The following is a 13,646-nucleotide window of genomic DNA, read 5'->3' as shown; positions in this document are numbered from 1 at the left end:
ATGTCTAAACTTGAGAATTTGATTAATTGGTTTAATGATAAAAACAAAGTCATTGTTGCACTGTCAGGCGGTGTTGACAGTGCATTAGTTGCTTATGCTGCTCATAAAAAATTAGGTGACTCTGCAATTGCTGTTACTGCTGATTACAAGACTCTGTCAAATGAAGAACTTGATTCTGCAAAACAGATTTGTTCTGAAATTGGAATATCTCATATTTTGATTGATTATGATGAATTAGAAAACCCAGAATTTATCAGAAATGATTCTAATCGTTGTTTCTACTGCAGGTTGGAATTGGGCTCACATTTGCTAGATGTTGCAAGAAATTATGGTGCTAATGTAATCGTTGATGGCACAAATATTGACGATTTGGGAGATTATAGGCCTGGACTGGAGGCATTGAAAAAAAATGGAATTAGAAATCCACTTGTAGAAACTGAATTTTCAAAAAAAGAAATCAGAGATTTTGCAAAATCAGTCGGACTGTCTGTTTTTGATAAGCCTTCTAACTCTTGCCTAGCATCTCGTATCCCTTGGGGTCAACAAATTACTGCAGAAAGACTTGCACGAATTGAATATGGTGAAAATGTTGTTAAACAAATGACCAAAGTTAGACAAGTTAGGGTTAGAGATATTGGTGGTTTGGCAAAAATTGAAGTAGAAAAAAATGATATTCCAATTTTCAATCCTGATATGATCAATCAAATTTTTGATAAACTTCGTCTTGTTGGTTTTTCAAGTATTGAAATTGACAAAGATGGATACAAACCTGGAAAAATAAACGTGATTGCAGATTGATCTATCTTGATAATGCCGCATCCACCCAACTTCATGACGAAGTTCTAACTTCTATGATGCCGTATCTGAAAGAACAGTATGGAAACCCTTCATCTATTCACCGATATGGTCGTTTGGCACGTAAAGCAATTGATAAGGCCAGAAAACAAATTGCAGAACTGATTAATGCTGAACCCTCAGAAATTTTTTTCACTTCTGGAGGTACGGAATCAAATAATACTGCATTACGTGGTATTGTTTTACAAAAACCTGGCTCTTCAATAGTTACTTCGTCTATTGAACATGATGCAATTTTAGAACCGTGTAAAAAATTAGAAGAAATAGGTTTTTCTGTAGAGTATTTGCCTGTCGACAAATACGGCCTGATTGATATTTTGGAATTAAAAAACAAAATTTCTGAAAACACCTCACTTGTATCTGTAATGTTTGGAAATAATGAAGTTGGAACAATTCAACCCATTCAAGAAATTGCATCTGTTTGTCATGAGAAAAACATTTTCTTTCACACTGATGCTGTCCAGGCAGTTGGAAAAATCCCCCTTGATGTCAAAAAACTAGGAATAGATTTACTGTCCATCTCATCTCACAAAATTAATGGTCCTAAGGGAATTGGTGCATTATTTGTCAAAAAAGGAATTGAAATAGATCCTGTGATTTTAGGTGGGGGTCAAGAACATGGCATGCGTTCTGGTACTGAAAATGTTGCAAACATTGTTGGGTTTGGTAAGGCATGCGAGATTGCAAAATCAAATCTTGAAGAAAATTTTTCCGTGATAACCAAACTCAGAGAACATTTGGTTTCAAAAGTTTTGAATGACATACCTCATTCTAGATTAAATGGTCATCCTGGACATAGATTGCCTGGTAATGCACATTTTACATTTTTTGGAGTTAATGGCGAAGATTTGATAATCAAATTAGACGAAAATGGAATTGCAGCCTCAACTGGCTCAGCTTGCTCTGTCCACACTCAAAAAGCATCACATGTTTTACAAGCAATGGGTTTTTCTCATGAAGAAATTACAGGTTCTTTGAGATTAACAATTGGTGTGTACAACACACAACATGAAATTGAACAAACCGTTGATGTGTTGAAAAATGTCGTTAAAGAATTGCGTTCTGTTTCTCCATTCAAGGAAAAATATTCTTTTAATTAGACTCTTACTTGAAACTTACTTCTAGAAATTGCAATTGTAGTTCCAATTCCTACCAAGAGAATCATCATCACAATTGTACCAAATTCCGGAACAACATATGTTCCAATAATTTCTATGTCTGAATCCAACTGCTCGAAATTAATTGTGATTATTCTGGAATCTGAGTTTGTAACTGATTCTTGGTATGGGACTTCGATTCCATCAATTAGTATTATGAAAAGGTCGTCTTTTCCATCTTGTTTTTCTGCACCGATAAATTCTCTGGGCAAGTCCAATGTTATCACTCCTTCATCTGCAGAATCTATTTGAACTATTAATGCAAAAATATCCGGATCAATTACCATGTTTTTAACAGAACCGCCTTTGATTGTATATTCTACATCAAATGTTCCTGAACTTCCTGCATCGACTTCGAAAATATTGGTCGTCTCAGGTACATCTGTTTTTGGAGCAAAATTAAATTCTGATTCTGCAATGTTTCCTTCCCCAAATGATGCTCTGATTAGATAGTCTCCTGCTTTGCTCCATAGAGGCCCTTCTGCAATAACTGTGTGGCTGTAAGTTCCATCCTGGGCTACTGTGATCTGAGCAATATCTATCATGTTTCCTTCAAAGAATATTTGTAATACAATGGGAGTTCCAGTTACTACTGTTTCTACTTGTCCTGATACTACTATTGTGTCTCCTTCATCATAGTTATTATCGTCTGTCTGAACTGTAATTGGATTAGTTTGACCAAAAACAGGTAAAAATGAAATTGAAAATAAAATTACTGCTATGTAAAAAATCTTATTCATACATCATCCTATCTTGGATGTTTGTATATTTCTTTTACTATCTAAAAATTGACTAATCTTCATTTACAACAATTTCAATACTTGCAGTTTGGAATCTATTTATCAAAACCGACAGTTCTCATACCTACACAAGGTTTGTTCCCTTTACTCCAACATTTGCAAGAACATGAAACAGCCTTTCCCGTTTCCAAGTCTTTAATGACTTTATGAAATACTCCTTCTCTGACTTTTGATTCAATTGTTACTGTTTCATACCTGTCATCTTGTTCCAATGTTTTCTGATAGTTTTTCTAATAGATTAAAGTTGATTTTTACGAGTTTGGAATCTTTTTAGACTGATTTTGACTAAATCTAAGGAAAACTTCCCTCATCTATCATTTCTTTGTACATTGTTTTTTCAAGTCGGGTTTCTGCTGCACTGCATTTGCTGCATAATCCCATATCTTCAGGATCTTCTTTCTTTTTCTTCTCACATTCTACACATTTGTGAATTCCTTTCTTGAATGCCATGATTAATTCAAGACTTGAATTCTGATATTTGAATCCTCTAGTTGGAGTGATAGAAAACACGTTAATGCTATTTCACTATGTGAAAATGAAAAAATGGAAAAAAGTTGTGAATTTAGTATCTTGGCATAATGCTAAGTCTTGATTTTGCAGATACTGCGATAATTGAGATGATCGCAACTGCTAAGATCATTACTGCTATTGTACCAAATTCTGGAACTACAAATGTACCAATTAACTCAATCTTTTCAGTGCCTGCTAGGAAACTTACTGTGACTTTGTTGCCATCAATAACTACATCATCCCATTCTTGGTCATCAACAAGTACCATAAAGACACCGTCGAGGACTTCTTTGGATGGAGATAATGTGATTGTTCCATCATTCATTGCACTAATTCTAACGATAATTGAATTATCGTCAGTGTTAACTTTTGCACCAGTGACCATTCCTCCAGTGATTGTGTAATTAACACATTTTCCATCTGCTACTGCAACGCTATTTGCACCACATTTTACAGATGTTGTTGGGGTAGTTGGTTTGTATGCTTGACCACCAGCTAATTCAACACGGACCTTGTCGCTTTTGTTTTCGCCGTATTGAGCTTTGATGGTATAGGTACCGTCGTATTTCCACATTGCACCAGCTGTGTTGAGTGTTGTTCCAAATGTTCCATCGCTACTTACTTGTAGTTGAGCAATTGTTACAACTGAATTTAATGGACTCACCACAGTAATTGTTACTGGGTAACCAGATGCTATATTTGCTACTTGGCCTGAAACTTCAATCATGCTATTGTGATCATATGATTCACTATCTGTCCAAATAGTGACTGGGAGCTCTTGACGCAAAACTTTGCTTGCTGTCATTGCAGATTCTCCCTCACAATCAGGACATGCTTGTGGTAAAGCATATGCTGATGACATGGTTAAAGTACCGACTGCAGTCAAAACGGCTAGTAGCACGAACGACGTACGGATGTTCATCTTGTTAGCGTTTTGAGCATGTCTCTATTTATGTATATTTAAAAAATGGGAAAAAAGTTGTGAATTTAGTATCTTGGCATAATGCTAAGTCTTGATTTTGCAGATACTGCGATAATTGAGATGATCGCAACTGCTAAGATCATTACTGCTATTGTACCAAATTCTGGAACTACGACTCCCTCTTTGATGTCAACTTGAATTGATTTTGTATAATCTTCTGATTCAAATTGTTTTGCTGTAACAGTATAGAATCCATCTTGTTTCCATAGCGGACCGCCTGTAACGATGGTCTTTGCAAAGTCACCATTAATGCTTGGTGATACTTGTGCAACAGAAACTTTGTTTCCGTTTGGTGCTGTTACTGTCAATGTGACATCTTGACTGACTCTGTCTGTGGTTCCAGTAATTACAATTTCTGTGGATCCGATCAATGCTTCTGCCTCGATTTCTAATCCTCTTTCTATTGTGTTGTTATTGACTGGTTTGAAAATTCCTGTCTCCATATTTGAATTGGTTACAGAAGTTTTTGCAGTCATTCCGTTTTTTACTTCAACATGAACAGACATTGTGTACAATGAGTTTGAACCAACACTTTGCATAGCTGTTATTTTGTAGAATCCATTTTCTGTCCATGTTGGACCTACTCTGAATTCTTTGGCAAAGTTACCATTTTCATCTGGTGAAACTTGGCCAATACCTACTACATTATTGCCACTTGGAGATGTTACTCTAAATGTTACATCTGTGACCTTTGATGCAGTTTGTCCACTTACTGATATTGTGTCTGAGCCTTTTGCTGCAGTGGCGGTAATTGTCATACCCATACTTTGAGCAAAAGCATCTTGCTGAATTGAAGTTACTGAAATTAATGACAGTGCCAAAAGGGCTAGTGCCATTGATGTTGTAGAACGTTTAAAATTCATCCTATCTCAACACCAGCTATCTTGGTATTTATGTATATTTAAAAAGAGAAAAAAGATGAAAATTTAGTATCTTGGCATAATGCTAAGTCTTGATTTTGCAGATACTGCAATTATTGATATAATTGCAACTGCTAAGATCATTACTGCGATTGTACCAAATTCTGGAACAACGAAGGTACCTATAATCTCGATCTCCTCAGCACCTGCTAGGAAGTTTATGGTTAATGTTCTGTCTTTTGAAGTTGTTTTTTCTTCAAAGTCTACTTCTTCCCCGTCAACTAAAACGAAGAATGTATCATCTTCACCATTAATTGTAGCATCCATAATAGATCTTGGGATTGTGAGGGTTAGCGTACCGTCATTTGTTGCTTCGATAGCGATGATGAGTGAATTTGCGTCTACATCAGGTGTTACACTAAGTAGTTTTCCACCTGTGATCTTGTATCCGATCATTTCATCAGAGCCCTCAATTGAAATCTGAGTTCCGGTAACTTTACCAGTACCAGTGCTTGGGATCATTGAAGAACCGCTAAAGCTAAATGTGGTTTCTGCTGTTCGAGATTGGTTTCCATACTGGACTGTAATCGTGTAGGTTCCTGCTGCTCTCATTAGTGAACCACCTGCAGTTAACTCAGTACTGAATTTTTTATCAGAACCAACTGTTAACTGATCAACAGTAACGATGTTACCGTTTGGTGCAGTTACAATGAGACTTAGAGCTTCACCACCAAGAAGTGCTTTGACTTCTCCTGTCACCAAGATTGTTTCACCCTCTTTGTAGGATGACTTGTCTGTGGCAACAACGATCGGGTCTTGTATTTGTCCAAATGCTGGTGCCATTCCAATACTTGCAATAATAATTGCAGATAAGGCAAACACCGATAGATGAGCTTTCATCAATTCTACGCCTAAATTTATACTATTTAAGGTTGTGAAAAAATTTGTTGACTAAAAAGAAAAAAACACAGATTTTTTGACGAATTTCAGATTAGATATATATTAACCTCACAGTGAATTTTTGACAGTTTGTGTGTATTCTATTCATCTACATCTTATGTTCTTCGAGGTGATCTCTAGATGGCAACCAAAAAGAATCAAGTTTTAGTTCCCGATCATGTTTACGTCCCAAAACATGAAATCATTTCAAAACAAGAAGCTGAGGAAGTTTTAAAAAAATATAATTGCAAACCAACTGAATTACCATTAATTTTCGTAAACGATCCTGCAATTCTGGGGCTTGGTGTAAAACCAGGTGATATGATAAAAATTACCAGAAAAAGCCCAACTGCCGGTGAGAGCTTTTACTATAGATACGTGGTGGAAGTCTAGATGGCAGATCCTTCAGTAAAGAGATGGCCTGTAATTCAGGATATTTTAAAACGTGAAGGAGTTGCAAGACAACATCTAAACTCTTTTGATGAATTTTTAGAAAGAGGACTACAAAGCATCATCAACGAAGTAGGACAAATTGAAATTGAAAATGCTGAATATCCGTACAAGATTCAACTAGGTAAAGTAAAACTACAACAACCAAGAATGATGGAACTTGACGGCTCCATTACTCACATCACTCCAGCAGAAGCTAGATTGAGAAATGTTTCATACTCTGCCCCAGTTATGATGGAGGCAAGTGTTGTAGAAGATGGAAAAATTTTGGAATCAAGATTTGTTCACATTGGTGATGTACCGGTCATGGCAAAATCAAATGCATGTATCTTACACAACTTTTCAACTCAAAAATTAGTTGAACATGGTGAGGATCCAAATGATCCTGGCGGTTACTTTATCATAAATGGTTCTGAAAGAGTAATTGTAGGACTAGAAGATCTTTCTTACAATAAAATTATTGTCGATAGAGAAACAGTTGGAGGAAATATTGTCTTTAAGGCAAAGGTGTATTCTTCAATTGTTGGTTACAGAGCAAAACTAGAACTTGTGATGAAAAACGATGGATTGATTGTTGCAAGGATTCCTGGTTCTCCAGTTGATATCCCAGTTGTGACTTTGATGAGAGCACTTGGATTAGAATCTGACAGAGAGATTGCAGCTGCAGTTTCGCTTGTTGATGAAATCCAAGATGAGCTTGAAGGCTCTTTTGAAAAAGCAGGTGATGTTCCAACATCTAAAGACGCAATTGTTTACATCAGTAAAAGAATTGCACCTGGAATGTTAGAGGAGTTCCAAATCAAACGTGCTGAGACGCTATTGGATTGGGGTCTATTGCCACACTTGGGCAAACACCCTGAAAACAGAAAAGAAAAGGCACAATTCCTTGGTGAGGCAGCATGTAAATTATTAGAATTAAAGCTTGGATGGATTGCACCTGATGACAAAGACCACTATGGAAACAAAGTCATCAAATTTGCAGGACAGATGCTTGCAGACTTGTTTAGAACTGCATTTAGAAATCTTGTAAGGGACATGAAATACCAGCTGGAAAGATCTGGTCAAAAAAGAGGAATAAATGCAGTAGCTGCTGCAATAAGGCCTGGTATTATTACTGATAAACTAAACAACGCAATTGCTACAGGAAACTGGGGCAGAGGAAGAGTTGGCGTTACCCAATTACTTGATAGAACAAACTATCTTTCAACAATCAGCCACCTTAGAAGAATACAATCTCCCCTTAGTAGAACTCAGCCAAACTTTGAGGCAAGAGATCTTCACGCAACTCACTTTGGTAGAATTTGCCCAAGCGAAACACCTGAAGGATCTAACTGTGGTCTTGTAAAGAACTTGGCATTATCTGGAATTATCTCTGTGAATGTTCCTTCTGAAGAAATTGTAGAAAAACTATACGACTTGGGAACTGTTCATTTCTTTGATGCAAAAGAAGATGTCAAAAAAGACGGAACCAGAATTTTCGTTGATGGAAAACTAATTGGGTATTACAAAGATGGTGAACAACTAGCCGAATCCCTAAGAGAGTTGAGAAGAAACTCAAAGATTCATCCGCATGTTGGAATCTCTTTCCACAAATCCGAAATTGAAGGTGCAACAAAGAGACTCTATGTCAACTGTAATGCAGGACGTGTATTAAGACCATTAATTATTATCAAAGATAACAAGCCATTACTTACACAAGATCTTTTAGATAAAATTTCAAAGAAACTGCTTTCCTGGAGCGACTTGCTTAGAATGGGAGTATTAGAAATGATTGATGCAAACGAAGAAGAAAACTGCTACATCACACTAGATGAGAAAGATGCAAAGAAACACACACACCTTGAAGTTTTCCCACCTGCAATCTTGGGTGCAGGAGCATCAATAATTCCGTATCCTGAACACAACCAGTCTCCAAGAAACACTTACGAATCTGCAATGGCAAAACAGAGCCTGGGATTCTCAACACCGATGATGAATACCAGTACCTATGTCAGACAGCACTTTATGCTATACCCTCAAACTCCAATCGTAAACACAAAGGCAATGAAACTGCTTGGACTAGAAGACAGGCCAGCAGGTCAGAACTGTGTTGTTGCAGTATTGCCTTTTGATGGTTATAACATTGAAGATGCAATTGTTCTAAGCAAGGCATCAGTTGACAGAGGCCTTGGAAGAACGTTCTTCTTTAGAATCTATGACGCAGAAGCAAAACAATACCCAGGCGGAATGAGAGACAACTTTGAGATTCCAAACGCTGAAGACAACATCAGAGGCTACAAGGGTGAAAAGTCATACCGATTACTAGAAGAAGACGGTGTAGTTGCATCTGAAGCTCAAGTACATGGAGGAGACATCCTGATTGGAAAAACTAGTCCTCCAAGATTCATGGAAGAATATAGAGAGTTTGAATCATCTGGTCCTTATAGAAGAGATACATCAATTGGTGTAAGGCCTTCTGAAACTGGTGTTGTTGACACTGTAGTTATGACGCAATCAAATGAAGGTGGAAAGATGTACAAGATTAGAGTTAGAGATATGAGAATTCCAGAGATTGGTGACAAGTTTGCATCAAGACACGGACAGAAAGGTGTACTTGGAATTTTAGCAAAGAATGAAGACTTGCCATACACTGCAGATGGAATTTCTCCAGACGTTTTGATTAATCCACATGCTTTCCCATCTAGAATGACAGTTGGAATGATGATGGAATCAATCTGTGGCAAAGCTGCTTCATTTCGTGGAAGTCAGTTTGATGGCTCTGCATTTGTTGGAGAGAAGATGGAAGAAGTTAGGGCAGTAATGGATGCTGCAGGTTTCAAATATTCAGGTAAAGAAAAGATGTATGATGGACGAACTGGAAAATCATTCCCAGTCGAAGTCTTCATCGGAGTTGTATATTATCAAAAACTACACCACATGGTTGCTGACAAGATACACGCAAGAGCACGTGGTCAAGTTCAGATGTTGACAAAGCAACCAACGGAAGGAAGAGCAAGAGGTGGTGGTTTGAGATTCGGAGAAATGGAGAGAGACTGTTTGATTGCATACGGTGCATCTATGATCCTCAAAGACAGACTGCTAGATGAATCAGACAAATCAGATATCTTTGTCTGTGAGAGATGTGGTCTTGTAGCTTATCATGATGTTAAACAAAGAAAATATGTCTGCAGAGTATGTGGTGACAAGGCCAAAGTATCATCAGTATCTGTTGCATATGCATTCAAACTATTACTGCAAGAGATGCAAAGCCTCAACGTCGCACCTAGACTGTTAATCAAGGAGAAAGTATAATGTCGATTCAAGCTATCAAATCAATTGACGGAATCAGATTCTCTGTTTGGTCTCCAACTGAAATCAGAAAATATTCTGTTGCTGAAATCACAGCACCTGAGACATATGACGAGGACGGAATGCCAGTACAAGGAGGTCTTATGGATGGACGCCTTGGAACACTAGAGCCTGGACAAAAATGTCTCACTTGTGGAAACACAGCAGCCAGATGTCCTGGACACTTTGGCCACATTGAACTTGCAGAACCAGTGTTGCACATTGCATTTATTGATAATATCTACAAATTATTACAATCAACATGCCGCTCTTGTGCTAGACTCAAAGTTCCCCAAGAGGACCTTGATGAGTTTAGAAAAATCAAAGAAAAACATGCAGCATACACTGTAATTTCTCAAAAGAGAATTCCAGAGCAAATCATTGAAAAAGCAAAAAAGGCAAAAGAATGCCCACACTGTGGAAAGACCCAATACGAACTAATCTTTACAAAACCAACAATCTTTGTAGAAAAAACTGAAATCGGTGAACACAGATTATTACCAATTACAATTAGGGAAAGATTCTCACAAATCATTGATGATGATCTAAACTTGTTATCTTATGATCCTGTAACTGCAAGACCAGAGTGGTTTATTCTGCAGGCCCTGCCAGTACCACCAGTAACTGTTAGACCATCAATTATCTTAGAGACTGGAATCCGTTCAGAAGATGATCTTACACACAAAATGGTAGATATCATTAGGGTTAATCAAAGACTAAAGGAAAGCAAAGAAGCCGGAACTCCGCCTCTTATTGTACAGGACCTCGTTGACTTGCTACAATATCACACCACCACATACTTTGATAATGAAGTGTCTGGAATTCCACAAGCTCATCACCGTTCAGGACGTCCTCTCAAAACCTTAACTCAAAGACTCAAAGGAAAAGAAGGAAGATTCAGAGGTTCTTTATCTGGAAAGAGAGTTGACTTTTCAAGCAGAACTGTAATCTCGCCTGATCCAAACTTGGACCTATCTGAAGTAGGTGTCCCTGAAGCAGTTGCAATGAAACTAACAATTCCTGAAATCGTAACTGAATGGAACATTGAAAGAATGAGAAAACTTGTAATCAACGGCCCAAACCAATTCCCAGGTGTCAACTATATCGTCAGACCTGATGGCGTAAAAATTAGACTAGACTTTGTAGAGGACCGTTCTCTTATTGCTGAAACTTTGGAGATTGGTTATCTTGTTGAAAGACACTTGGCAGATGGTGATATTGTAATGTTCAACAGACAGCCATCACTGCACCAAATGTCTATTATGGCACATTATGTTCGCGTACTTCCAGGCAAAACCTTCAGACTGCACCCATCTGTATGTCCTCCATACAACGCAGACTTTGATGGTGATGAGATGAACTTACATGTCCCACAAAGCGAAGAAGCACGAGCCGAAGCAATCTTGTTGATGAGAGTTCAAGACCAATTGATCTCTCCAAGATATGGTGGCCCAATCATCGGTGCACTAAGAGACTTTGTAACTGGAGCATATCTTCTAACTAAAGATGATACTGTACTTTCTGTACAAGAATTCTCAAACCTTGCAATGCTTGGTGGTTATGCAGGAGAACTTCCAAAACCAGGAACCAAAACAAAAGACGGTCCTGCATACACTGGAAAACAACTATTCTCATTATTCTTACCAAAAGACTTCAACTATGTCATTACATCAAAATGGTCCAAGGGAACCCATGGACAACCAAAAGATGTTGTAATCAAAAACGGTGAGCTCATCAGCGGCGTAATTGACAAATCATCAATTGGTGCAGAAGAGCCAGAAAGCGTGTTGCACAGAATTGCAAAAGACTATGGCAACGCAGTTGGAAAGAACTTCCTAAACTCTATTCTCATTATGGTAAAACAATTCATCACTCACTACGGATTCAGCTATGGATATGCAGACCTTGAAGTTCCTGAAAAGGACAAACAAAAGATCCTAGATGACATTCAAGAGACATATGATGTGATCTCAGACCTTACTTCTCAATATGAAAAGGGAACCCTAAAACTCACAAGGGGTATGAAACCCGAAGAGGCTCTGGAGGCATACATTGTAAATGAACTGGGTAAAGCAAGAGACAAGGCAGGCTCTACTGCAGACCAATCCCTTGATCAAGCAAACGCCGGAAGAATCATGGCAACAACTGGAGCAAGAGGTTCGGCACTTAACATCGGTCAGATGGCAGGAGCACTAGGACAACAATCACGTCGTGGAAACAGATTGCATGCAGGTTACAATAATCGTGCATTGCCACACTTTCAGGAACACGACAGCAATCCTGATGCACATGGATTTGTAAAATCAAACTATAGGGAGGGACTCTCAGCACTTGAATTCTTCTTCCACGCAATGGGAGGTAGAGAGGGACTGGTAGACACTGCAGTTAGGACACAACAAAGTGGTTACATGCAGCGTAGACTCATCAATGCACTTGAACACATCAGACTGGAATATGATGGAACAGTAAGAGACCCACACGGTCACATCGTCCAATTCCTGTATGGTGAGGACGGAATAGATGTTGCAAAATCTGACCACGGTGAGGCATTTAACGTAGACAGACTAATCGAATCTCAAACAATTGTCGATTCTGGAAAGAAGGCAACAAAAGATGAGATTACTGACTTGGCAAAGAAGTACACAAAGACCTTCAATCCAAGACTCAAAGAGATTGTAACTGATGCACTACTTGACTCAAAACTAAGCAAGGATGGAGTAGAGGCAGTCTGTAAGAAGGGACTAACACTTTACAACAAGGCAAAGGTAGAGCCAGGACAAGCAGTTGGAATTATCACTGCACAGTCAATTGGTGAGCCAGGTACTCAGATGACACTAAGAACATTCCACTTTGCAGGAATCAAAGAAAGAAACGTAACCTTGGGTCTTCCAAGACTCATTGAGCTTGTAGATGCAAGAAAGAAACCAGTTACACCCACTATGGATATCTATCTTGATGAAGACTCTAAGAAATCAAGAGAAAAGGCAATTGAGGTTGCAAGAAATGTTTTGCAGACCAAAGTTAGCGCATTAATCTCAGACAGCGAGACTGATTACAATTCTGAAATTAAACTAATCCTGAGTCCAAACAGACTCAGAGAAAGAGGATGCACTATTGGAGAAGTAGAAGCAGCACTATCCTCTAACAAGAAATTCAAGATGGAAACCACTGGCGAGTTAATCACACTGAAACTAGTTGAGGAATCTGATGCCCCAACTGTAATTGCAATTAGAAACAAAGTGCTAAACACAACCGTAAAGGGCGTTCCAGAAATTGAACGTGTAACCCTGGTACAAAAAGACGATGAATGGGTTATTCAGACCACTGGTTCAAACATTGCAAAAGTTTTGGAAGTCCAGGGAATTGACAAGAAGAACGTCAGAACAAACAACGTCTTTGAGCTTGCAGGAACCCTTGGAATTGAGGCTGCAAGAAACGCATTGATTAATGAACTAAACAGCACACTAGAAGACCAAGGCCTTGAAGTTGACAATCGTTACATTATGTTAGTAGCTGACTTGATGTGCTCACGCGGATACATGCAACAAATCGGAAGACACGGTATTGCCGGAACCAAAGACAGTGTTCTTGCAAGAGCAGCATTTGAAATTACAGTCCCAACAATTGCACATGCTGCATTAGGTGGTGAAGTTGAACAACTAAAGGGTATCACTGAAAACGTTATTGTTGGAAGCAACATTCCAATTGGAAGTGGTACTGTTGACCTTTACATGCAAGTATCAAAGAAAAAAGCAGGAAGTTAGCT

At 38.3% G+C, this 13,646-nt stretch carries 11 protein-coding genes; 5 read left to right on the top strand and 6 right to left on the bottom strand.

All coding sequences use genetic code 11. The features are described 5' to 3' along the window. Nucleotides 1-798 (top strand): ATP-dependent sacrificial sulfur transferase LarE, encoded by a 798-nt coding sequence (gene larE / locus NsoK4_RS07075; RefSeq protein WP_211686510.1) that lies wholly within the window; start codon nucleotides 1-3, stop codon nucleotides 796-798. Further along, nucleotides 795-1,955 carry a cysteine desulfurase family protein gene (locus tag NsoK4_RS07070; protein WP_211686507.1) on the top strand — a complete coding sequence of 387 codons (1,161 nt, stop codon included), beginning with the start codon at nucleotides 795-797 and terminating at the stop codon, nucleotides 1,953-1,955. Before larE ends, NsoK4_RS07070 begins: the two co-directional genes overlap by 4 nt. Here the strand turns inward: NsoK4_RS07070 and NsoK4_RS07065 are convergent. From NsoK4_RS07065 to NsoK4_RS07040, 6 genes are all read right to left on the bottom strand, one after another. Next, on the bottom strand, nucleotides 1,952-2,752 hold the full coding sequence (locus NsoK4_RS07065) for a PEFG-CTERM sorting domain-containing protein (protein ID WP_211686505.1): 801 nt from the start codon (nucleotides 2,750-2,752) through the stop codon (nucleotides 1,952-1,954). The genes NsoK4_RS07070 and NsoK4_RS07065 overlap by 4 nt on opposite strands. Before the next feature lie 95 nt (nucleotides 2,753-2,847). Beyond that, nucleotides 2,848-3,024 carry a hypothetical protein gene (locus NsoK4_RS07060; RefSeq protein ID WP_211686502.1) on the bottom strand — a complete coding sequence of 59 codons (177 nt, stop codon included), beginning with the start codon at nucleotides 3,022-3,024 and terminating at the stop codon, nucleotides 2,848-2,850. A gap of 79 nt (nucleotides 3,025-3,103) precedes the next feature. Further along, a complete protein-coding gene (locus NsoK4_RS07055; protein ID WP_211686500.1) occupies nucleotides 3,104-3,322 on the bottom strand; it encodes a hypothetical protein in 219 nt (72 codons plus the stop codon). 52 nt (nucleotides 3,323-3,374) lie between these two features. Beyond that, complete coding sequence (locus tag NsoK4_RS07050) at nucleotides 3,375-4,184, bottom strand: PEFG-CTERM sorting domain-containing protein (protein WP_211688997.1); 810 nt, start codon at nucleotides 4,182-4,184, stop codon at nucleotides 3,375-3,377. A gap of 125 nt (nucleotides 4,185-4,309) precedes the next feature. Further along, entirely contained in the window at nucleotides 4,310-5,167 is an 858-nt protein-coding gene (locus tag NsoK4_RS07045; RefSeq protein WP_211686498.1) for a PEFG-CTERM sorting domain-containing protein, read from the bottom strand. Between the two features lie 63 nt (nucleotides 5,168-5,230). After that, nucleotides 5,231-6,064: a PEFG-CTERM sorting domain-containing protein gene (locus NsoK4_RS07040; protein WP_211686496.1), complete on the bottom strand. Its 834-nt coding sequence runs from the start codon at nucleotides 6,062-6,064 to the stop codon at nucleotides 5,231-5,233. A gap of 180 nt (nucleotides 6,065-6,244) precedes the next feature. Between NsoK4_RS07040 and NsoK4_RS07035 the strand changes: the two genes are divergently transcribed. From NsoK4_RS07035 to NsoK4_RS07025, 3 genes are read left to right on the top strand one after another with little or no spacing between them, the layout of a single operon-like run. Next, on the top strand, nucleotides 6,245-6,496 hold the full coding sequence (locus tag NsoK4_RS07035; RefSeq protein WP_211686494.1) for a DNA-directed RNA polymerase subunit H: 252 nt from the start codon (nucleotides 6,245-6,247) through the stop codon (nucleotides 6,494-6,496). Then, complete coding sequence (locus tag NsoK4_RS07030; RefSeq protein WP_211686492.1) at nucleotides 6,497-9,844, top strand: DNA-directed RNA polymerase subunit B; 3,348 nt, start codon at nucleotides 6,497-6,499, stop codon at nucleotides 9,842-9,844. Next, nucleotides 9,844-13,644 carry a DNA-directed RNA polymerase subunit A' gene (locus NsoK4_RS07025; protein WP_211686490.1) on the top strand — a complete coding sequence of 1,267 codons (3,801 nt, stop codon included), beginning with the start codon at nucleotides 9,844-9,846 and terminating at the stop codon, nucleotides 13,642-13,644. Before NsoK4_RS07030 ends, NsoK4_RS07025 begins: the two co-directional genes overlap by 1 nt. Nucleotides 13,645-13,646 lie beyond the last annotated feature (2 nt).

The organism is Nitrosopumilus sp. K4 (genome assembly GCF_018128925.1).
In the GTDB taxonomy this organism is placed as follows: Archaea; Thermoproteota; Nitrososphaeria; order Nitrososphaerales; family Nitrosopumilaceae; genus HKST03.
This window is presented reverse-complemented; position numbering and strand designations above follow the sequence as displayed.

Bases quoted from the DNA above. Each gene is read 5' to 3' on its own strand.
- NsoK4_RS07040 (WP_211686496.1), bottom strand. From the start codon at position 6,064: ATGAAAGCTCATCTATCGGTGTTTGCCTTATCTGCAATTATTATTGCA.
- NsoK4_RS07065 (WP_211686505.1), bottom strand. From the start codon at position 2,752: ATGAATAAGATTTTTTACATAGCAGTAATTTTATTTTCAATTTCATTT.
- larE (WP_211686510.1), top strand. From the start codon at position 1: ATGTCTAAACTTGAGAATTTGATTAATTGGTTTAATGATAAAAACAAA.
- NsoK4_RS07035 (WP_211686494.1), top strand. From the start codon at position 6,245: ATGGCAACCAAAAAGAATCAAGTTTTAGTTCCCGATCATGTTTACGTC.
- NsoK4_RS07045 (WP_211686498.1), bottom strand. From the start codon at position 5,167: ATGAATTTTAAACGTTCTACAACATCAATGGCACTAGCCCTTTTGGCA.
- NsoK4_RS07050 (WP_211688997.1), bottom strand. From the start codon at position 4,184: ATGTCATCAGCATATGCTTTACCACAAGCATGTCCTGATTGTGAGGGA.
- NsoK4_RS07025 (WP_211686490.1), top strand. From the start codon at position 9,844: ATGTCGATTCAAGCTATCAAATCAATTGACGGAATCAGATTCTCTGTT.
- NsoK4_RS07030 (WP_211686492.1), top strand. From the start codon at position 6,497: ATGGCAGATCCTTCAGTAAAGAGATGGCCTGTAATTCAGGATATTTTA.